Annotated in this window: 19 protein-coding genes; 6 read left to right on the top strand and 13 right to left on the bottom strand. The window is 57.1% G+C overall.

Going from position 1 to position 19,789, the window contains the following annotated elements; genetic code table 11:
- Positions 1-78: 78 nt before the first annotated feature.
- A complete protein-coding gene (locus tag AC4ANE_RS09220; RefSeq protein ID WP_002552647.1) occupies positions 79-1,146 on the bottom strand; it encodes an ABC transporter substrate-binding protein in 1,068 nt (355 codons plus the stop codon).
- A gap of 354 nt (positions 1,147-1,500) precedes the next feature.
- On the opposite strand from AC4ANE_RS09220, the gene AC4ANE_RS09225 reads away from it, so the two are divergent.
- Entirely contained in the window at positions 1,501-2,223 is a 723-nt protein-coding gene (locus tag AC4ANE_RS09225; protein WP_002552648.1) for a UTRA domain-containing protein, read from the top strand.
- 658 nt (positions 2,224-2,881) lie between these two features.
- On the top strand, positions 2,882-5,395 hold the full coding sequence (locus AC4ANE_RS09230; protein ID WP_460408861.1) for a beta strand repeat-containing protein: 2,514 nt from the start codon (positions 2,882-2,884) through the stop codon (positions 5,393-5,395).
- Positions 5,396-5,647: 252 nt separating this feature from the next.
- Here the strand turns inward: AC4ANE_RS09230 and AC4ANE_RS09235 are convergent, their stop codons facing one another.
- The 5 genes from AC4ANE_RS09235 to minC all read right to left on the bottom strand — a co-directional run bounded on the left by AC4ANE_RS09235 (position 5,648) and on the right by minC (position 10,401).
- Positions 5,648-6,937, bottom strand: coding sequence for a M18 family aminopeptidase (locus AC4ANE_RS09235; protein ID WP_002552650.1), 1,290 nt, complete (start codon positions 6,935-6,937; stop codon positions 5,648-5,650).
- Positions 6,938-7,636: 699 nt separating this feature from the next.
- The gene (locus AC4ANE_RS09240; protein ID WP_002552652.1) at positions 7,637-8,272 is read right to left on the bottom strand and encodes an RluA family pseudouridine synthase; all 636 of its coding nucleotides are present in this window, start codon (positions 8,270-8,272) and stop codon (positions 7,637-7,639) included.
- Positions 8,273-8,362: 90 nt separating this feature from the next.
- Positions 8,363-8,617, bottom strand: coding sequence for a cell division topological specificity factor MinE (gene minE, locus AC4ANE_RS09245; protein WP_002552653.1), 255 nt, complete (start codon positions 8,615-8,617; stop codon positions 8,363-8,365).
- On the bottom strand, positions 8,617-9,429 hold the full coding sequence (minD, locus tag AC4ANE_RS09250) for a septum site-determining protein MinD (RefSeq protein WP_002552654.1): 813 nt from the start codon (positions 9,427-9,429) through the stop codon (positions 8,617-8,619). The genes minE and minD overlap by 1 nt, the downstream gene beginning before the upstream one ends.
- A 231-nt stretch (positions 9,430-9,660) precedes the next feature.
- Positions 9,661-10,401: a septum site-determining protein MinC gene (gene minC, locus AC4ANE_RS09255; protein WP_002552655.1), complete on the bottom strand. Its 741-nt coding sequence runs from the start codon at positions 10,399-10,401 to the stop codon at positions 9,661-9,663.
- A gap of 120 nt (positions 10,402-10,521) precedes the next feature.
- Between minC and AC4ANE_RS09260 the strand changes: the two genes are divergently transcribed.
- A complete protein-coding gene (locus AC4ANE_RS09260; protein ID WP_002552656.1) occupies positions 10,522-11,454 on the top strand; it encodes a lipid A biosynthesis lauroyl acyltransferase in 933 nt (310 codons plus the stop codon).
- A 33-nt stretch (positions 11,455-11,487) separates the two neighbouring features.
- The gene (locus AC4ANE_RS09265) at positions 11,488-12,669 is read left to right on the top strand and encodes a patatin-like phospholipase family protein (RefSeq protein WP_002552657.1); all 1,182 of its coding nucleotides are present in this window, start codon (positions 11,488-11,490) and stop codon (positions 12,667-12,669) included.
- A gap of 41 nt (positions 12,670-12,710) precedes the next feature.
- Here AC4ANE_RS09265 and AC4ANE_RS09270 read toward each other — a convergent pair whose 3' ends face one another.
- From AC4ANE_RS09270 to AC4ANE_RS09290, 5 genes are read right to left on the bottom strand one after another with little or no spacing between them, the layout of a single operon-like run.
- Positions 12,711-12,947 carry a Rieske (2Fe-2S) protein gene (locus tag AC4ANE_RS09270; protein ID WP_002552658.1) on the bottom strand — a complete coding sequence of 79 codons (237 nt, stop codon included), beginning with the start codon at positions 12,945-12,947 and terminating at the stop codon, positions 12,711-12,713.
- Positions 12,931-13,788 carry an iron-containing redox enzyme family protein gene (locus tag AC4ANE_RS09275; RefSeq protein ID WP_002552659.1) on the bottom strand — a complete coding sequence of 286 codons (858 nt, stop codon included), beginning with the start codon at positions 13,786-13,788 and terminating at the stop codon, positions 12,931-12,933. Before AC4ANE_RS09275 ends, AC4ANE_RS09270 begins: the two co-directional genes overlap by 17 nt.
- A complete protein-coding gene (locus tag AC4ANE_RS09280; RefSeq protein ID WP_002552660.1) occupies positions 13,788-14,585 on the bottom strand; it encodes a dihydrodipicolinate synthase family protein in 798 nt (265 codons plus the stop codon). The genes AC4ANE_RS09275 and AC4ANE_RS09280 overlap by 1 nt, the downstream gene beginning before the upstream one ends.
- Positions 14,575-15,093 (bottom strand): DUF6190 family protein, encoded by a 519-nt coding sequence (locus AC4ANE_RS09285; protein WP_002552661.1) that lies wholly within the window; start codon positions 15,091-15,093, stop codon positions 14,575-14,577. The genes AC4ANE_RS09280 and AC4ANE_RS09285 overlap by 11 nt, the downstream gene beginning before the upstream one ends.
- Positions 15,086-16,282, bottom strand: coding sequence for an aminotransferase class I/II-fold pyridoxal phosphate-dependent enzyme (locus AC4ANE_RS09290; protein WP_002552662.1), 1,197 nt, complete (start codon positions 16,280-16,282; stop codon positions 15,086-15,088). The genes AC4ANE_RS09285 and AC4ANE_RS09290 overlap by 8 nt, the downstream gene beginning before the upstream one ends.
- A gap of 218 nt (positions 16,283-16,500) precedes the next feature.
- Here AC4ANE_RS09290 and AC4ANE_RS09295 point away from each other — a divergent pair, with 218 nt between their 5' ends.
- Positions 16,501-17,181 (top strand): acyl-homoserine-lactone synthase, encoded by a 681-nt coding sequence (locus AC4ANE_RS09295; RefSeq protein ID WP_002552663.1) that lies wholly within the window; start codon positions 16,501-16,503, stop codon positions 17,179-17,181.
- A 1-nt stretch (position 17,182) separates the two neighbouring features.
- Here AC4ANE_RS09295 and AC4ANE_RS09300 read toward each other — a convergent pair whose 3' ends face one another.
- On the bottom strand, positions 17,183-17,926 hold the full coding sequence (locus tag AC4ANE_RS09300) for a helix-turn-helix transcriptional regulator (RefSeq protein WP_002552664.1): 744 nt from the start codon (positions 17,924-17,926) through the stop codon (positions 17,183-17,185).
- 289 nt (positions 17,927-18,215) lie between these two features.
- Between AC4ANE_RS09300 and AC4ANE_RS09305 the strand changes: the two genes are divergently transcribed.
- Positions 18,216-19,319, top strand: coding sequence for a transketolase-like TK C-terminal-containing protein (locus AC4ANE_RS09305; protein ID WP_002552665.1), 1,104 nt, complete (start codon positions 18,216-18,218; stop codon positions 19,317-19,319).
- 2 nt (positions 19,320-19,321) lie between these two features.
- Here the strand turns inward: AC4ANE_RS09305 and AC4ANE_RS09310 are convergent, their stop codons facing one another.
- Entirely contained in the window at positions 19,322-19,774 is a 453-nt protein-coding gene (locus AC4ANE_RS09310; RefSeq protein WP_002552666.1) for a MarR family winged helix-turn-helix transcriptional regulator, read from the bottom strand.
- Between the last annotated feature and the right edge of the window lie 15 nt (positions 19,775-19,789).

Raw genomic sequence — 19,789 nt, forward strand, 5'->3', positions numbered from 1 at the left:
GGGCGACTCGCTTTAAAAGAACGGGCGAGTCTGGCTCGCCCGATGTACACGACTTCATCCCTGAGCCGCAGGAGAGAATCAGTTCATCTCAATGATGACCTGCTCGTTCCACTTCTGAGGCAGCGCTTTGGAGGTTTTTTCCCAGGCATCCGCGTCCTTGATCGGCTTGGCATTGAGGTATTGCTCATGCGGCAGCAACTGGGCTTTCACGTCGTCTGGCAGCTTGATGTGTTCAACGCGAATCGGACGCGCATTGCCTTTGGCCAGGTTGATCTGACCGGCATCGCTGAAGGTGTATTCACGCGCCAGTTTGGCGGCGTTCGGGTGCTTGGCGTATTTGTTGATGATGGTGGTGTAGCCGGAAACCACCGAGCCGTCCGACGGGATCAGCACCACGTAGTCATCCGGTTTGGCCATCTTGGCTTTGTAGTTGAGACCGTTGAAGTCCCAGACCACGCCGACTTCGATTTCGCCTTTTTCGATGGTTTGAATGGTCGGGTTGGCCAGTGACAGGCGTTTCTGCTTGGCCAGGTCGGTGAACAGTGCCAGGCCTGGCTCGATGTTGCTTTCGTCGCCTTTCATGGCAATGGCTGCGGCCAGTACACCATTGGTTGCTTGCGCAGCAGTGCTTACATCACCAATGGAAACCTTGTATTTACCGGTTTTCAGGTCGGCCCAGCTTTTCGGTATTTCAGAGCCGTGCAACAGGTTCTTGTTGACGATAAAGGCGATGGTGCCGGTATAGGCCAGCGCCCAATGGCCGTCCTTGTCCTTGGCCCAGTCCGGAATCTGCTCCCAAGTGGTTGGCTTGTAAGGCTGGGTCACGCCTTTGGCGACGGCTATAGGGCCGAACGCGGCACCCACGTCGCCGATGTCACCGCTGGCGTTGTCTTTCTCCGCATCGAATTTGGCGATCTCCTGGGCCGAACTCATGTCGGTGTCCATGTGCTTGAGGCCGTATTTGGTTTCCAGGTCTTTCCAGATGCCACCCCAGTTAGCCCAGTCATCCGGCATGCCGAGACTATTGACCGCACCTTCAGCCTTGGCCGCAGCCTCCAGCGTTTTAAGGTCTGTGTCCGCAGCCATGACCAGCGAACTCATTGCCATGGCTGAACCGAGGAGTGATGCCAACAAAAGATGTTTCATTCGGAGCTCCTAGTGCACTTCTTGCAAGAAGTGTTCGTTTCGGATTGTTTGGTCTAGATCAGCAATACCTGAGCCAAGTTAGGCTTTTTGCATGACATTTTCGTGTCGTGTTCAGTGCCAGAAGCTGTTTTTAACGTGGTTCGGCAGTGCCTGGCGCTAAGCGTAGACCATGGGATCGTGCTTGCTTTTCAACGGCTAAAGGCCTTTTTTCGGAGCAGTTGGCATGTATCGTGTTTTGTCATGTCACAGAATGGTCATGTGCCCGGCCTAGGCTTGAAGCAATGGAGTTAATGGCGTCGGTTGCACTGATGTGTGCCCCGCAATAGAGCTGGTCTAGTCCAGACGGATACCGGAATGCGCGAAGATGTGCCACGGGCGGTAACAACGATTTGCAGTGCTCTGCAGGAGCAGATCGAACATGGCTTGTTGCCGCATGGCAGCAAGCTGCCTGCGGAACGCAAGCTTAGCGAGGTGTTTGCTACCACCCGTATCACGTTGCGTGAGGCCCTCGTGCAACTGGAGGCGCAAGGGATTATTTACCGTGAAGAGCGTCGCGGCTGGTTCATTTCCCCGCCACGACTGGCGTATGACTTGATTCGGCGCAGCCATTTTCACGCAATGGTCTGCGCGCAGGGAAGAGTGGCTCACACTCAGCTGCTGTCGGCACGTCTGCAACCGGCTTCGGCGATGATCTGCGAAATGCTCGAACTGCCTGCGCTGTCGAGCGTGATCCAGATCTGCCGCGCCCGGCGTATCGATCAGCGGCTGGTGCTCTATGTCGAGCATTACCTGAGGCCGGAATTATTCCCCGGCATCCTCGATCACGACCTGAACGAGTCACTCACCGAGCTTTATGCCCGCTGTTATGACCTGCATTACGGACAAGTACGTTTCGATATGGTCCCCACGGCACTGCATGCCGACGCTGCAGCCGCCTTGAAGGTTTCCCTGGGCAGCCCCGGCCTGCGTATTGCAAGAATAAACTATGACCAGCGTGATCGACTGATTGATTGCGATCTTGAATACTGGCGTCATGATGCTATTCATGTGCGCGCCAATGTGCGTGGCAAGTTGTAGTTGAGTGCGGCTCTTCAAAAACTCCGGGCATGCGGCAAGTTTCAGTAAATTAATATCGGTGTATTCAGCGCGTTGTTAGTTGCGGGTGCCAGCCAGTAAGACGTGACCTTCCTCTTCATTGAAAACCTTGGCTGTGCGGGGCGCTCAGGTCGAGTACATGCGCGCAGACGTCCGGCTTATTTAAAAATTTAATCAGAAAATAACTTTAAGCTGCAAAGGGGTGAGCGTAATTTAAAAAGTTTTTGAGGTGAAAAAGTTAAGGTTTTTTTATTCCGGTTGTCGAAAATAAATAGTAAAAATCCGTATTGATTAATATTTATTATTTGGGTGTGATACGTTTTTAGAGCGTCATTGCGCGTGGTCGGTAAGTGGATTACCTGGCGCAGTTTCGTGTGTGGGATGTGAAGGTTGATATCGTAGCTGGCCGTTAACGTGTGAATTGATGAGTGCGGCTACTTTCATTTAAAGGATCTATGAGGGCGCTGTAATGAATCTCGAAAAAGCGTTGGTATTACGGACATGTGCAAATAACATGGCCGATCACTGTGGTTTGGTGTGGCCTGTCTCAGGGACCGTTGAGTGCAGGCACTGGCAACCCACAAAAGCACATGAAAATTGACTGGCAGGTTTATTGTGGGGTGTTGGAACCAGCGCCTTTTTGAGTGTTCATGCCGATGCGCGATGGGTTGTCTGTGAAGTGGCCGTTGCCGACCTCATTGCGTTGTCCGAGAGCGGAATGGTGAAATTCCAGCGGGCGCAAGTCGTTCATGTCGGTGACAAAAGCAGTGCTGCACATTACCTCTTGATGCACCGGGCCAGTTACTCATCGACAAGTCCCCCTGCGGCTGTCGAGGTTCGTCCGGCCAGTGGCGAGCTTGTTGTCAGTCATGAAGTATTTGACGTGGCATCAGTGAGTGCCGCTGTCGGCGCGGAGGGTAATCTTCCCGCCGTCACCACGCAGACGCTGCAGACAGCGACCTACGGCAGCACGTTGATTGGTGACAGCCACAGCCAGCTTGTCGCGGGTTACGGCAGCACCGAAACGGCGGGAAGCCATAGTGATCTGACCGCTGGGTACGGCAGCACCGGCACGGCAGGCGCGGATAGCTCATTGATCGCCGGATATGGCAGCACCCAGACATCAGGAAGTGACAGCGCACTGACGGCAGGCTACGGCAGTACGCAGACTGCGCAGGAGGGCAGCAACCTGACCGCCGGATACGGCAGTACGCAAACGTCAGGAGGGGACAGCGCACTGACGGCAGGCTACGGCAGTACGCAGACTGCGCAGGAGGGCAGCAACCTGACCGCTGGATACGGTAGCACCGGCACAGCAGGCTCTGACAGTTCTCTGATTGCCGGTTACGGCAGCACGCAAACGGCCGGCGCTGACAGTAACCTGACAGCAGGCTATGGAAGCACGGGCACCGCGGGTCATGAGAGCTTCATCATTGCGGGCTATGGAAGTACGCAGACAGCAGGCCACAAAAGTATTCTGACCGCTGGCTACGGAAGCACTCAGACTGCCAGGGACGGTAGCGACCTGATCGCGGGCTATGGCAGTACTGGAACAGCAGGTTCGGGCAGTTCGCTGATCGCAGGGTATGGCAGCACCCAGACCGCGAGTTACAGAAGCATGCTGACCGCCGGTTATGGGAGTAATCAGACGGCCAGAGAGTACAGTGACCTGGTCGCAGGTTATGGCAGCACTTCAACGGCAGGCTCAAACAGTTCGCTTATCGCCGGATATGGAAGCACCCAAACGGCGAGTTTCAAAAGCATATTGACTGCCGGTTATGGGAGTACCCAGACGGCACAGGAACGCAGTGACCTGGTCACAGGTTACGGAAGCACGTCGACTGCGGGTTACGCAAGCTCCCTGATTGCTGGCTATGGCAGTACGCAGACGGCAGGCTACGAGAGCACGTTGACCGCCGGTTACGGCAGTACGCAAACCGCACAGGACAGCAGCTCGCTGACCACTGGTTACGGAAGTACTTCCACTGCGGGCTATGCAAGTTCGCTGATTGCGGGTTACGGCAGTACGCAGACGGCAGGTTACGAGAGCACATTGACTGCGGGTTATGGCAGTACGCAAACGGCGCAGGAACGCAGTGACCTGGTTACAGGCTACGGAAGCACTTCCACCGCAGGTTATGCAAGTTCGCTGATCGCGGGTTACGGCAGCACGCAGACGGCAGGTTACGAGAGCACGTTGACAGCCGGTTATGGCAGTACGCAAACCGCGCAGGAAAAAAGCTTGCTCACCACCGGCTACGGAAGTACCTCTACCGCCGGCTATGAGAGTTCGCTGATCGCGGGCTATGGCAGTACGCAGACGGCAGGCTATAAAAGTACGCTCACGGCAGGTTATGGCAGTACCCAGACTGCCGAGCATGGAAGTTCACTGACGGCGGGGTATGGCAGTACGGCAACAGCCGGGCAGGACAGCTCATTGATCGCCGGTTATGGCAGTTCCCTGACCAGCGGAATCCGAAGTTTTCTGACGGCAGGCTATGGCAGTACGTTGATCGCCGGACTTCGCAGTGTGTTGATTGCCGGTTATGGCAGCAGTCTCACATCGGGCATTCGCAGCACATTGACTGCGGGCTACGGCAGTAACCAGATTGCAAGTTATGGCAGCTCGTTGATTGCGGGCCATGAAAGTATTCAGGTGGCCGGACACAAAAGCATGCTTATCGCCGGCAAGGGCAGTTCGCAGACCGCAGGTTTTCGCAGCACGCTGATAGCCGGTGCAGGCAGCGTACAGCTGGCAGGTGACCGCAGCAGACTTATCGCCGGTGCAGACAGTAATCAGACGGCGGGAGACCGCAGTAAACTACTGGCCGGTAACAACAGTTACCTCACCGCTGGAGACAGAAGCAAGTTGACCGGCGGACATGACTGCACGTTGATGGCGGGAGACCAAAGCAGACTGACCGCTGGAAAGAACAGTGTGTTGACAGCAGGCGCTCGCAGCAAACTTATTGGCAGTGAAGGTTCCACGTTATCGGCAGGAGAAGACTCCACGCTTGTTTTCAGGCTCTGGGACGGTAAGCGGTACAGACAATTGGTGGCCAGGACGGGAGAGAACGGTGTCGAAGCCGACATTCCGTATTACGTGAACGACGATGACGATATCGTCAATAAAACCGACGAGGACGATACCTGAGTCACGTAACCGGGTTATTCGTACTGAATCATCGACAGGGTACGTCGATGCGGTTCGGGACATGATGTCCCTTTATAAACGAATCAACGGTGTACGGCACAAAGGTGCCAGGGGTAAAACCGATAAAACCTGCGTTGTTTTTTATGTGTAAGCCGCGAAACTTTATTTTTTCAATCAGGGTATTCGACCGGGCGTCAGAACTGTTACGCGGGAGCAGCACGCCGCCCCCACGAGAATCAATCATTGCAGGCGTTATGGCAGCTCGTGGCTGGCATAGAACGCGCTCAATACTTTGACCAGATGCGCCAGATCATGACTGCCAGCCAGCTCGCGAATCGAATGCATGGCGAACGTCGGCAGGCCGATGTCTACCGTGCGAATCCCCAAATGGCTGGCGGTGATTGGCCCGATAGTCGAGCCGCAGGCCATGTCGCTGCGCACCACGAAACTCTGCACCGGTACTTCTTCAGCCATGCACAGATGGCGGAAGAAACCGGCTGTTTCACTGTTTGTGGCGTAGCGCTGGTTACTGTTGACCTTGATCACCGGCCCGGCGTTGAGCTTGGGACCATGATTGGCGTCATGTTTTTCGGCGTAGTTGGGGTGTATGCCGTGAGCGTTGTCGGCCGATATCAGCAGCGATTTCTGAATGGTTCGTACGTAGTCTTCGCTGCTCGGCAGCAGGCGCTGGACGATCTGCTCAAGCATTGCGCCGTCTGCGCCACAGGTCGACGACGAACCGACTTCTTCATGATCGGTGCATACCAGCAGAGCGGTTTCGTCACTTTCGCTGTTCAGCAGCGCTTGCATCCCGGCATAACACGACAGCAGGTTGTCCAGGCGTGCGCCTGCCAGGAAGTCCCCATTGAGGCCGACAACGGCGGCACTCTGTGTGTCATAGAAGCTCAGCTCGTAATCGAGCACCACGTCTGCATTCAGCCCGTGTTCGCGGGCCAGTTGATCAGTCAGAAGTGCACGGAAGTCCGCGCGTTCGTCGCCAGCCACTTGTGCGAGGATTGGCGGCAGTTCGTTTTGCGCATTGATCGCCCAACCTTCATTGGCAGTGCGGTTCAAGTGTATGGCCAGATTGGGAATCACGGCAATCGGCAGCTTGAAGTCGATTAACTGACTTTCAACCTTGCCATCGCGGCGGAAGGTGACGCGACCTGCCAGCGACAGATCACGGTCAAACCACGGTGCCAGCAGCGCGCCGCCGTAGACTTCGACGCCCAGTTGCCAGAAGCCCTGGCGTTGCAGTTCCGGTTGCGGTTTGACCCGCAGGCACGGGCTGTCCGTGTGTGCGCCAACCATGCGAATCCCGCCGGTGAGTGGCGACTGACGGCCCATGCGGAAGGCGACGATAGAGGAGTCATTACGGGTGACGAAGTAACGACCTCCAGTTTCTATTGCCCAGGTATCACGTTCATCCAGCCGCTGAAAACCCGCAGCTTCGAAGTGTTGCACGAGGGTGGCGGTGGCGTGGAACGGGGTGGGAGAAGCCTTCAGAAAATCGATGAGGCCGTTGTTCAACTCTGCGCGCATAAATAGCTCCAGACAGCAATGGCGCGAGTTTACCCCATTGGCTCAGTCGTTGCCGCTGCCACAGAAACGCTTTTCGACCGCGAAGGGCCTGACGAAGTTGAGCCGGAAACCGGAGCCAAGGGCCTTGCTCGCTTTGGTCCCTCAAAGTGAGTCGCCGAGAGGCAAAAAGGTAACTTGAGCCGAACGCCAATCCACCTGAAGTCGCAGAACCGCTGTGTGACGCGAAGCGTAACGAACTGCATGCCTACGCGGAGCGCAGGCACGATAGTCTAAGCTGACGCACAGCGCCGAGAGTAAAAGCGCTTTTCAACCGCGGTGGCACTGACGACGCAGAGTGCGACGTTAGTGACGGCTGAGTCCTGGCGCTGATCCGGGGGTAGCCTGGCAGGACGCCAGGCTAGCCGCACCGGGCCATGGATGGCCCGTTGCGGCGACCCCCGGATCAGTGACAGGGCGAAGGAACCCGACGAAGTCGGGCCGGAAACAGGAGCGGGGGGCTTTGGTTACTTTGGCCCCATCAAAGTAACTCGCCGAGGGGCGAAAAGGTGACCTGAGTCGACCCTAAATCCACCTGAAGTCGCAGAACCGCTGTGTGACGCGGAGCGTCACGAACGGCATTGCCACGCGGAGCGTGGGAACGATAGTCAGAGCAGCTGTATGACGCGGAGCATCTGCACGATAGCCAGCGTGTCATTCAGATCAGAAAGGCGCGGGGCACTCGAAGGTCAACCGCTCGCCGGTGCCCGGATGGGTAAAGCTCAACATGCTGGCATGCAGGCACAGGCGCGGGTACGCCGCCAGCGCTTCGGGGTGGGCATACAGACCATCGCCCAACAGCGGATGACCGATCGACAGCATGTGCACCCGCAGTTGGTGCGAGCGGCCGGTAATAGGGGTAAGTTCGACCCGACAGTAGGTGTCGTGACGTTCGACGACTTTCCAGAATGTCAGCGCGTGTTTGCCACCCTGGTGATCCACCACATGCCGGGGCTTGGTAGGCGGGTCGTAGCGTAGCGGCAGGTCGATACTGCCGCTGTCCAGCGACGGCTGGCCCCAGCACAGTGCGGTGTAGGCTTTTTCGGTTTCGCGATCATGAAACTGCCGCGACAGCTCGCGGTGCGTGTCGGGATCGCGGGCCAGCAGGATGATGCCCGACGTTTCCCAGTCCAGACGATGGACGATGCGGGCTTCGGGGAAGCCGTTTTCCTGCAGGCGGGTAATCAGGCAATCCTTGTTGTCATCGGCGCGGCCGGGGACGGAAAGCAGCAGGGTAGGCTTATCGATTACCAGAACGGCTGCGTCCTGATAAATGATGCGGATGTTCGACAACGGCATGCAACGGCCTCGAAACGCTAGAAACGCCAACGGCGGTAAGGGCGCAGCTTCCTGAGAAGTGCGCCGATACCGCCGCAAGCGACTGCCTGATCAGCGATCTGGCAGGGTGATATTGAGTTCCAGAATCGAGCAGCTGCCTTGGCTTTCCAAAGCAACCTGAACTTGATCGGACTCGATATTGACGTATTTACGGATCACTTCCACCAGCTCTTTCTGCAGTGCAGGAAGGTAGTCCGGGGTACTGCGCTGGCCGCGTTCGTGCGCAACGATGATCTGCAGACGCTCTTTCGCTACCGAGGCCGTGCTTTCTTTTTTGCGGTCACGAAAGAAGTCAAAAATATTCATTAATTACCCCCGAACAGACGTTCAAAGAATCCTTTCTTCTGCACATCCAGGAAGCGATGTTCCCGGTCTTTGCCCAGCAGGCGGTCAACGGCATCGCTGTAGGCCTGGCCAGCATCGCTCTGGTCATCGAGGATGACCGGCACGCCCTGGTTGGAGGCTTTCAGGACAGCCTGGGATTCGGGGATCACGCCGAGCAGGGTAACAGCAAGGATTTCCTTGACGTCTTCCACACCAAGCATTTCGCCCTTGCTGACACGCTCAGGGTTGTAGCGAGTCAGCAGCAGGTGTTCCTTGATCGGGTCTTCGCCGCGTTCGGCACGACGTGATTTGCTGGCCAGCAGGCCCAGCATACGGTCGGAGTCACGTACAGAGGATACTTCGGGGTTGGTCACGACGATCGCTTCATCGGCGAAATACATGGCCAGGTGAGCACCGGTCTCGATACCTGCCGGCGAATCGCAGACGATGTATTCGAACGATTCCTTCAGCTCCATGAGGACTTTTTCAACGCCCTCCTTGGTCAGTGCTTCCTTGTCACGGGTCTGGCTGGCAGCCAGCACGTACAGGCCTTCGATCTTCTTGTCCTTGATCAGCGCCTGTTGCAGGTTGGCTTCGCCATTGACCACGTTGACGAAGTCATACACGACCCGACGCTCGCAACCCATGATCAGGTCGAGGTTACGCAGGCCGACGTCGAAGTCGACGATGACTGTCTTGTGACCACGCAATGCGAGACCGGTACCGATAGCGGCGCTGGTGGTGGTCTTGCCCACACCACCCTTGCCGGATGTAACAACGAGAATCTTGGCCAAGGTGTATCACCCCTAGAGGAAAAGGACATTAAGTCCCTGAAGAGCATCTCCTGGCGCCGCGCCCGTCGAAGCATTGTGTCAATTCTGGGGTCTGATTCCGGAAAGGTAGCGTTAAGCTATTACTTTCAACTCATATACCCGCTGAAAAGCAGTGCTTGTCAGAACTTCCTGCCGCCTTCACGACGGTTTCGCGACGAATCAGAGATACTTTGAAAATTGCGGCAGTATCCGTTAAAGACGAATGATGTTCAACACATCACCTGACAGGCTGACCTGGACCGGCGAGCCCCATAGAGGGTCCCTGCGCAAGTCCTCGGAAACCTTGTATTGCCCGGCAATCGAAATCAGCTCTGCACTCAACTGCTGACAGAAGATTCGTGCTTTCGTGTCGCCTTTTATTCCCGCCAGTGCCCTGCCGCGCATTGGGCCGTACACATGGATGTTTCCATCGGCCAGAAGTTCCGCACCGGGACTGACCGGCGCAACCACAACCAGATCGCCGCCCTGGGCATAAATCTGCTGACCGCCGCGCACCGGAGCGGTTATCACGCGGGTCGGCTTGATGAGCGGTTCGGGTGGTTTTTCCGGGATCTTTTTCGGCGCTTCGACTTCAATCGGGTCGATTACGCGCTCACGTGCGCCGGACGGCGGCAGCACCGGAAGATCAACGGCAATGGCTGCAGCGATGTCTTCGATGCGGTTGGCACGGATCGCCAGGGTGCGCAGACCGTGCTGGCGACAGATACGCACCAGCCCGGGGAGATCCACCGGGCCTTCGTTCGGCGCGAGTTTGTCCAGAGCCAGGATCAACGGCGTATTGCTGAAGAAGTTGGGGGCTTGTGCCACTTTCGCCGCCAGTTGCCTGTCGAGCGCTTCAAGGTTGGTCCGGGCCAGCTCCATCACAGTGATGGCGAGCATGCTGCCCTTGAGCTGAAATACAGGTTCCGGGTTTTGCGATTCAATCTGGCTCATGGTTGATATACACAACAGCTTGTCGCTAAAAGTGCCGAGACTTATAGCGAGAACGCCCGCGAGCCGCAAGCAGGTAGAACCGTTGTAGAATGCGCGGCCTTTGTTCTGACGGAAGCCCAAATGGATCGCCCGCGCTTTAAAGCCAGTTTCCTTCACCCCCGTTTCTGGCCGTTGTGGCTGGGGCTGGGGCTTTTATGGCTGGTTGTCCAGTTGCCGTTTCGCGCCCTGCTGGCCATCGGTCGGGCATTGGGTGCGGTCATGTACCGAGTGGCCACTGATCGAAAAAATATCGCGTCACGCAATCTTGAGCTGTGTTTTCCTCATTTGTCCGCCGCCGAGCGCAAGCGTCTGCTCAAGGAAAACTTCGCCTCCACCGGGATCGCCTTCTTCGAGATGGCCATGAGCTGGTGGTGGTCGAAAAAACGTCTGGCCAGACTTGCCCATATCGAAGGGCTCGAGCACCTGCAGAATGCTCAGGAGAAAGGCGAGGGCGTGATTCTGATGGCGCTGCACTTCACCACGCTGGAGATCGGTGCGGCACTGCTGGGCCAGCAACACACCATCGACGGCATGTACCGCGAACACAAGAGCCCACTGTTCGATTTCGTCCAGCGTCGCGGACGCGAGCGGCACAACCTTGATTCGCTGGCTGTCGAGCGCGATGACGTGCGCGGCATGCTCAAGTTGCTGCGTGCCGGCCGGGCCATCTGGTATGCACCGGATCAGGACTATGGCGCTAAACAGAGCATCTTTGTGCCGCTGTTCGGCATTCAGGCCGCGACCGTGACCGCTACCAGCAAATTTGCGCGTCTGGGCCGTGCTCAAGTGGTGCCGTTCACTCAGCAGCGTCTGGCTGACGGCAGCGGTTACAGGCTGGTGATTCACCCACCGCTGCAGGATTTTCCGGGTGAAAGCGACGAAGCCGATTGCTTGCGTATCAATCAATGGGTAGAAAGTGCTATCACTGAATGCCCGGAACAGTATCTTTGGGCGCATCGGCGCTTCAAGAGTCGACCGGCTGGCGAACCGAAGCTATATAACAAACGTAGATAAAAAAGCGTCGTTGACCATCGAGGCCAGTTGTAGATGCCAGATACCGCAGTAGTGACCCAGGCTGTAACCGAAGTCGAGCCCGTGACCGGGCTTATTTTGTCAGGTGGCGGTGCGCGTGCTGCGTATCAGGTTGGCGTACTTGCAGGCATTGCCGACTTGCTGCCGCCCGGTTCTCCCAATCCCTTTCCGGTCATTGTCGGTACGTCAGCCGGGGCAATCAACGCGGTGAAACTGGCCAGCGGCGCGCTGCACTTTCGCATTGCCATTCACCAGTTGACCGAGTTCTGGCAGTCGTTCCGCAGCCATCAGGTGCTGCGCAGCGACTGGTCTGGTGTGATTCATCAGGCCAGCCGTTTTTTTGGCCGCAGCCTGATGGGCTTCGGGCGAAATATCCCGGTTGCCTTACTCAACAGCTCGCCTCTGCGTGAACTGCTCAATGAGCGGCTGGACCTGTCCGGGATCGAGGCCGCCATCGATGCCCATCACCTGCGCGCCGTGGCGGTAACAGCCTTTGGCTATGAATCAGGGCAGGCAGTCACGTTCTATCAGGGCCGCGGCACCATCGAGCCCTGGCTGCGTCATCGACGTATCGGCCGCCCGACTCAACTGACCGTGGATCACCTGCTTGCCAGTTCAGCCATTCCCTTGCTGTTCGCCCCCGTAATGCTGGATCAGGAATACTTTGGTGACGGCGCCGTGCGTCAGTCGGCACCGATCAGTCCGGCACTGCACCTGGGTGCCAATCGTGTTCTGGTCGTAGGCGTGAGTGGCAATCCGCGCGGGCTGAAAACCGAAAGGCCGGCACCGCGTGCGCCAATCGGCATACAGCCAAGTCTGGCGCAGATCAGCGGCCACATGCTCAACAGCACCTTCATCGATAATCTGGAAAGCGATATCGAGTTGCTGGAGCGCTTGAACATGGCCAGCGCGTTGCTGCCTTGCGATCAGATCAGGCAGCCGGGTATGGAGCCGGTGGAAGTGCTGGTGATTTCCCCAAGCCGCCCGCTGGACGAAATCGCTGCCCGGCACCGCCGTGAACTTCCGCCTGCATTGCGCACGTTCCTGCGCGGGCCGGGCGCGACCAAAAGCAGTGGCGCCAGTGTCCTGAGCTATCTGTTGTTCGAATCGGGTTATTGCAGCGAACTGATCGAATTGGGCCGACACGATGCGATTGCCCAAGGTGCGGAATTGAAAAGGTTCCTGCGCCTCACATGACGCCTCCACGGCAGGAGCGAATCCTGCCGTGGGACGCGCTTCTACCTCAGTCGCCGAACCTGCAGGTTGCCACAAGGCGGGCCGCTCAATTGCTCTCCGGTTTCGAGGCTGAACACCGAGAAGTGCAGGGGACAGGTAATGGATCGGCGTTTCTCGTTGACCACTCCATGCTCCAGCCACCCCTCACGATGCGGGCAACTACTCGGTACCAGGTATTGCTCCTGGCCGATATGCACGGTGAACGTGTCGGGACGACGAAACTCAGCAGGCTCGTTCAAGGTTGGCCTCCTTGTTGAAGTGCTTGACTCGACGAGCTTTCTCTACGGCCAGGTCGAATGCCAGATTGGTGATCTCGCGCCCCATGCAGATGCCTCGCCAGGCTTTCACCGGGTCCAGATCACCGCTGACGTCCATGGCCTTGAGCAGGCGCTGCCCCTCGATGGCATGGAAAACGTCGATATGAACGTGTTCGGAGTAGTAGGTATGAGCCTGGATCTGCAATCGCTCGCAGAGCTTGGTGTAACACTCGAAAAAGAACGGCACCACGGTCTCGAAGTAGGTAATGACCCCGGCAAACCATGATGGATCATCCGCGCGCATGGCCAGCCAGCAGAACATGTTGGGAAAGGTGAAACCGGCACTGGAGTTGGCCTCCACATAGAATTGCAGGTCCAGCGGCATGTCCAGTTCGCGCAGCAGGTCCTGATACAGCGTGGTATGCGAGCGCTTGAGGTTTCCCGAGCCAAACTCGTCGATCATCATGCGCAGCATGGGCATTTGCGCGGGCAGGCTGAGCCTGGGCATCAGATGATAGAAAACCTGCGCTTCGGTCAGACCATCCAGCGCAAACTCCTGAACCAGAATCCGGAACTCGTCGAGCGTCATGTCGCTGCCGACATACTGCGCGCTGGGCGGCACTTCGCTGCTCTCCAGCTCGACCAGTTCGGCCAGCATCCTGCGCAGACCAGCAAGATCACCAGGAACATCCGCGGTCATGCTGCGTTCGATGGCGTCGTCGATCCAGCGCTGCTCGAATGTCAGAAGCTCCTGTGGGATAGGTACGAGTTTTTCGATAAGTGCACGATTGGCCAGAAACAGTTGCTTTTGCATGTTTTCCATTAAGCAGCCTCCTCGGTCATAACCCGGTCGCTATCGATCACGCCACGGGCTTTAAGCTCGCGCTTGACCTGGGCGTACCAGTCGGACGCACTCAGCAGATACCGTTCATTGAGCGTCGCGATTTCCTGACTGAGCGCTGGCTGTTGGCGGGCAGCCGCTTGCCGACAGAGCCGCGGTTCCAGGTTGGCGAGGGACACCACATTGCCGTCTGACTCCAGTTCGCCAGCCAGCTGCATTTCCCAACCGATAAAGTAGTCGACGCCCTGTTGCCGAATGGCATCCACCTGATCCTGCGAGCGAGACATGGATGGCGAGTCCTTGAGGCCAATCACCCTGGGTAACTGCGCGATGGCCTCGAGGGTGGTGAAGGTCTTCTCGTTGCCTGACAGGGCGGCCTCGTTGTACATGAAGATATCCAGACGGGTCGCGTCATGAATGGTCTGGTAATGATCGATGATCACCTGCTGACTGATACCGGGTGTAAACGGCGAGGTGAACATCACCGCTTGCGCGCCGGCATCCTGAGCCATCAGGGCAAAGTCCAGTACCTCCTGCGTCGAACTGCGCTCAATCCCGGCGATGACCAGCTTGTCGCCCGCATGGCGTAGGGTCAGCTCCAGCATCTTTAGCCATTGCTGGCGCGACAGCCGCCAGCCTTCTCCGGAGGTCAGGCATGGAATGTAGCCGTCGACGTGGGCTGCGAGGCTGCTCAAAAGACGTTCAAGACTGGTTTCGCAGACCTGCGCCTGTTCGTTCAGGGGCGTTACCAGCGGCACCAGAATGGTTTTACCAGACATGTTCAAAGTCCTCGTTGCGGATCACCATGGCACTCGACTGGTCATAGAGACGTTGCAACATCTCCGGGAACGCAGGCTGTCTGACTTGGCTTTCGAACGGCTGCAGGAAAGGCTGCAGGACGTGCAGGCGCAGCAGCTCTGGATCATGGGTATAAAACGGGATTTCCTGCTCCAGTACCTGCGCCGCCAGCAGTTTCTTTTCGACGGGCAGGCCTTTGAGCAGTGTGTCCGTCGCGGCGCGCTGGAGTATGTGTTCGCTACAACCCTGGCGCTGGATGGCCATGTCAGTGTGCAGTACATCCATGAACGGGTAGTACACGTCCTGCAAGGCGCGGCTTTTCTTCCAGATAATGGCGTCGCAAATGCCTATCTGGGCGAAACTCATCTGCACGCTGCTTTCATAGAACCGGGAAAACAAACCCAGGGATTTTTCACGCACGCCGGGATCGGCGTGGTGCATGCCCATGAACACTGTTGCGTCGATCATTGGCAGGTCGAAGTCAGACATGGAAGTTCTCCAGGGCCCTTGCGATGACCTGAACGGCGGCCGCAAATTCTTCCGGCTTGCGTGCCAGCGCCAGACGTATGTAACGCTGGCCTTTTTCGGGCTGGCTCCAGTAGAAATATTTGCCCGGCAGTACGTACACGTCCCATTGCAACAGATAAGCCTGCAACTCATCGGCGTTAATGCCAGTGGGCAGAATCTCGAACCACGCCACGCTGGTGTCGATCATCGGCTCCACATACTTCAAAACCCTGCCTTCAAGACTCGCCCGGGCCATGCGGCGGTTGACGTCCAGCACCGAGCGCACGGAGTTGAAGTCATCGTCGTTGCTGTCCTCGATGTAGCGGGTAACCACATTGAGGATGAATGGCGAGACGTTCAAAAGGACGCTGGTGACGATGCTATAGATATCGGCGTTGATGTCCTGGCTGGCCATGAGGGTGGCGCATTTGGTGTCTTGTAGCGGCCAGGTCTTGCCAGTGTCTTCCATGACCAGGTATTGCGTGCCGATATCGTCGAGAATCGCGTAGGCGTCCACGCGTTCCCGACCGGCCGCCTTGAAGAACGAGGCGAAACAGAAATCGAGTATCAGCAGTTTGTTGTAATCGCGGCAGTATCTGGCCACTTCGACGAACGTATCCGGTCCGCCGGCAAACAGGCTGGAACCGGTCGGGTTATTGGGGTCGACCAGAAAGATCGCATCCAGCCCGATGGCCGCTTTCTGCAAGTTTGCGTACACCTCGGTCGATGAGGTGAACAGGCTTTCATCGAGTGCCGACATAGGCACTTCCATGTGTTTCAAGAGATCGTGCAGGTTGTCGAAGCAAGGCTCGATCAGCCCGACACTCATGTTCTGTTTGCGCAGGTAGGTCGCGGTAATGTGCATGGCGATGGACGCTGCGTAGACGAGATAGATTTCGTCGTGGCGTTTCAGCGCATGGTGCTGACCATGGAAGGTGAAAAAGGCATGAATGAAGGCCTGCTCACTCTGGTATTGGGTCTGGTTCTGCGCCTGATACCACAGCTCGGGCAGGCTGGCGACGATCATGCGCTGAGTGTCGCTCTGATCCTGATGAGTGTGTGCATCGGCCAGGTTGAAACGGGTTTTCAGGGCAGAGATTTCGTGTTGGGTAATATCGTCCAGAACTGGAACCGCGTTCAAGGTGTCGATACCGGCATATAGACTGTTCATACCATTATCCCTATGGAGTCATTATTGTTTGGGGTGCAGCCGTCCTGGATATCCAGAGCGCCGAAGCAGATTTCCTTATTTTTGGCTGAAATAACACTGTACCTAAGTGCAAATAACAGAAGGTTATATTTCAAGGTATTGACCTGTTCTTAGGTACAGTAGATTTACCCTTTGAAATACGCGATGCTTGACACTGGTTGTGCGAAGTGGAGTTTATAATGTCGAGCGGGTTTGAGTTTCAGTTAGCCAGTTACACGACGATGCCCGTTACGTTGCTGGAAACACTGTATTCCATGCGCAAGAAGATTTTTTCAGATCGTCTTGAATGGAAAGTTCGTGTGAGTCACGCATTTGAATTTGATGAATACGACAATGCCACTACCACTTACCTTGTCGGAAGCTGGAAGGGGGTTCCGCTGGCCGGGCTAAGGCTGATCAACACCTGTGATCCCTACATGCTGGAAGGCCCATTCCGCAGTTTTTTTGACTGCGCTGCGCCCAAAAATGCCGCCATGGCGGAGTCGAGCAGGTTCTTTGTCGACACGGCTCGGGCACGCTCGTTGGGTATTCTGCACGCACCACTGACCGAAATGCTGCTGTTCTCCATGCACAACCATGCTGCGTTGTCCGATTTGCAATCGATCATCACGGTGGTCAGCAAGGCAATGGCGCGGATCGTGCGCAAGTCTGGATGGGAGCACCATGTGCTGTCGACCGGTGAAGCATCGCCAGGCGAGACAGTGCTGTTGCTCGAGATGCCGGTGACGGCCGACAACCATCAGCGGCTGCTCGAGAATATTGCCTTCAGACAGCCTGTCACGGATGACCTGCTGCGTTGGCCGATAGCGCTTGGCGTATCAGGCTCCGCACCGCAAGCCTGCATGCATAGCGCTGCCTGAATCAGACCATGCCCATGTTGATGGCTTTGTAGACCGCCTGCTTGGCAGTGCGCACTTCGAGCTTGCTGGAGACATTGGACATGTGAAACTTCACAGTGCGTTCCGAGATGGAAAATATTTCAGCGATTTCGCTGTACGACTTGCCCATCGCCATCCATTTCAACACACCTGTCTCGCGGGTGGACAACTTGCACTGGGCGGGCTGCGGAAAGAGTTCATGGGGCGCTCGGGTCTTGATCAACCGGTCATGGAAGCGGATGAGGCTCATCTGGATATCGGCGGCTTTTTCGCGGATTCGCTGATCGAAATCGTTCTGCTGCCGGGCATTGCAAAGACTCAGTGCGGCAAAAAGCCCACTGGCATCGTGCAGGGTGAAAGTGGCCCCCGAGGAGAGCTGATATTTGGCTGACCGCTTCAGGAAATCGTCGGTTTCGACGCCCTGAACAGCATTGCGGGCCTCTCTCCAGAAGAATGGCGTAATGCTATGCCAGGCATGTTTGATGATGGGGTCAATGAGGTGATAGTTTGAGGCTACATAAGATTTCAGCCAGGAGTCGGGGTAATTGGACGAAATGACGGGTTTGACATTACGCGTCTTGGGCGTGGAAAAGTAGGCATAAGTGAAATCGCCAATGTGGTGCAGATCGTTTTCAAAGTCTTCGATCAGTTGACGGAGAGGGGCAGGGGCCCCGTTTATCTTCAACGGTGGGCAGTCAAGTTGGGCTTTCACGGTACGAACCTCCATGTAATACCTTGTTTATTGTTTTGTTCTCGGCCTGGCTGTACTCATTATCCGCATGTGTAATTTAAGTAGTACATGAAAACATGGACTACCTGTGTCTTTTGATTTTGAACACCGGTCAAGGCTGTAAAAAAGTGCGCTCGTCGAAGCATTTGCATACGAGCGCACGCGTGTTTGGGCGTTGGGCCCTGCACTGCGATCACGCACACCGGATGGGATTTTGTTGCGATTGCAATCATATTCTTCGTTCCATTAAGGTGCAAGGACGCTTGTCCGACAGCAAGGAGTAGTGATGAACAGCGCAAATGGCCACCAGTTGGCGCCGCAAACCCGGGTTGCAGCGCTGGCTTGCATGGAAAAGATTCAAGCGGCTGCGGGGCTTGCGCTGCGCGGGTGCTGTTCACCCCTGTTTGCGATGGCCGACATCGTCGAGCGTCTGACCCGAGACCCGTCTACCTCGCGGCGTATATCCGTGGTGCGAGCCAGCAAGCACATGGCCTGCGAACAGGAGGGCGTGCTCGCCAGCGCCTGGCCTTTGCGATTTGCTGCACAGGCCGGCAAGGTCGAATTGCCTCTGATCTACATGATCAGCAGCGAAACCTCGGCCGAACTGAGCGCGCTGGCATCGGAGTCATCCCAACGTGGAATTTTCTGCAACGACATCGAGACGTTGCCATCTCGCTGGCCCAAGGGCGCTCATCCGTGGCTGCCGTTGTGGCTCCTTTCAAACAGCAAGTGTCAGCCTTACGACCCTGCGGATGCTGCGGAGGCGCGGGCGATCACGCTGCACGCTTTGCACAGTCTGTATGTTGAAGGCCGGGCCGGTTTTTATTACATGGCGTTGCATGACGAATCCAATGATCAGGTCAGCGCGTTGAGCGAGACGCAGGCTGCGGCGGCTGTGCAAGGTATGTATCGGGTTGGCGATGTCGTTTCCGGCAACGACGGCCGTCGCGTGCGCCTGTTGGGTGCGGGCCTGGCCCTGCGGTCAGTACGTCAGGCGGCCAGCCTGCTCAAGGAGCACTGGAATGTCGATTGCGAAGTCTGGAGCTGCCCCAGCTATACCCGACTGGCGCGCGATGCCGGCTCGGGCCGACGCTGGAATCGTTTCCATCCCTTGAAGACCCCTCGGTCCTGGCACTTGCGTGATTGCCTCGGCGAAGGGCACGACGCCGTGGTGGCGGTCACCGGTTATCCGCAGGCCGTGGCCGAGCAACTGCGTGAACATGTCCCCGGACGGTTTGTTGCCTTGGGAGCCGATTCCGCTGCGCCGCAAGGTAAGCCTGCAATCAGCCCCGAGTGGATTGTCGTTCAGGCCCTGACCGCGCTTGCGGAGGGCGGGCAACTGAGCTACGAGCCGCTGAAACTCGCCCTGCAACGCTATCGGCTGGTCTGATGTCAGCTTTTACTGCCACTTTGTCGGGCTGCCAGTGCGGCACGCTCCAGCGCATCAGCAAACACGCGGCGCTGCGGGGCGTCGAATTGCGCCAGAAACAGCTCGTCGACCGCCGTTTCGTAGATCTGCCACATCTGTTTGCGCAGTGTCCGGCCCTTGTCGGTGATCGCTGCCACCGCGCCCCGGCCGTCGCTGTCGGATCTGTGGCGTTCCACCAGCCCTTCGCTTTCAAGGCGGTCGATGAGGCGGGTCAGGTTGTAGCGTTCGATGGCCATGACATCGGCCAGCTCATGCATGCGGCGCATGCCCTGAGGCCCGCTTTCCACACCCCAGAGCGCGTCATACCAAGCGTATGGGGGCAGTTCGGCCGCCGCCAGACGTCGTTCGATTTCGCGAATAAGACAGCGGTGCGCCCTGACGAATCTGAACCACATATCCGGTTCGGCTGACGACATGAATCACCTTTGTCT

Source organism: Pseudomonas sp. Pme6b, from assembly GCF_058129925.1.

Bases quoted from the DNA above. Each gene is read 5' to 3' on its own strand.
- AC4ANE_RS09220 (WP_002552647.1), bottom strand. From the start codon at position 1,146: ATGAAACATCTTTTGTTGGCATCACTCCTCGGTTCAGCCATGGCAATG.
- AC4ANE_RS09225 (WP_002552648.1), top strand. From the start codon at position 1,501: ATGCGCGAAGATGTGCCACGGGCGGTAACAACGATTTGCAGTGCTCTG.
- AC4ANE_RS09235 (WP_002552650.1), bottom strand. From the start codon at position 6,937: ATGCGCGCAGAGTTGAACAACGGCCTCATCGATTTTCTGAAGGCTTCT.
- AC4ANE_RS09240 (WP_002552652.1), bottom strand. From the start codon at position 8,272: ATGCCGTTGTCGAACATCCGCATCATTTATCAGGACGCAGCCGTTCTG.
- minE (WP_002552653.1), bottom strand. From the start codon at position 8,617: ATGAATATTTTTGACTTCTTTCGTGACCGCAAAAAAGAAAGCACGGCC.
- minC (WP_002552655.1), bottom strand. From the start codon at position 10,401: ATGAGCCAGATTGAATCGCAAAACCCGGAACCTGTATTTCAGCTCAAG.
- AC4ANE_RS09260 (WP_002552656.1), top strand. From the start codon at position 10,522: ATGGATCGCCCGCGCTTTAAAGCCAGTTTCCTTCACCCCCGTTTCTGG.
- AC4ANE_RS09265 (WP_002552657.1), top strand. From the start codon at position 11,488: ATGCCAGATACCGCAGTAGTGACCCAGGCTGTAACCGAAGTCGAGCCC.
- AC4ANE_RS09275 (WP_002552659.1), bottom strand. From the start codon at position 13,788: ATGGAAAACATGCAAAAGCAACTGTTTCTGGCCAATCGTGCACTTATC.
- AC4ANE_RS09280 (WP_002552660.1), bottom strand. From the start codon at position 14,585: ATGTCTGGTAAAACCATTCTGGTGCCGCTGGTAACGCCCCTGAACGAA.
- AC4ANE_RS09285 (WP_002552661.1), bottom strand. From the start codon at position 15,093: ATGTCTGACTTCGACCTGCCAATGATCGACGCAACAGTGTTCATGGGC.
- AC4ANE_RS09290 (WP_002552662.1), bottom strand. From the start codon at position 16,282: ATGAACAGTCTATATGCCGGTATCGACACCTTGAACGCGGTTCCAGTT.
- AC4ANE_RS09295 (WP_002552663.1), top strand. From the start codon at position 16,501: ATGTCGAGCGGGTTTGAGTTTCAGTTAGCCAGTTACACGACGATGCCC.
- AC4ANE_RS09300 (WP_002552664.1), bottom strand. From the start codon at position 17,926: ATGGAGGTTCGTACCGTGAAAGCCCAACTTGACTGCCCACCGTTGAAG.
- AC4ANE_RS09305 (WP_002552665.1), top strand. From the start codon at position 18,216: ATGAACAGCGCAAATGGCCACCAGTTGGCGCCGCAAACCCGGGTTGCA.
- AC4ANE_RS09310 (WP_002552666.1), bottom strand. From the start codon at position 19,774: ATGTCGTCAGCCGAACCGGATATGTGGTTCAGATTCGTCAGGGCGCAC.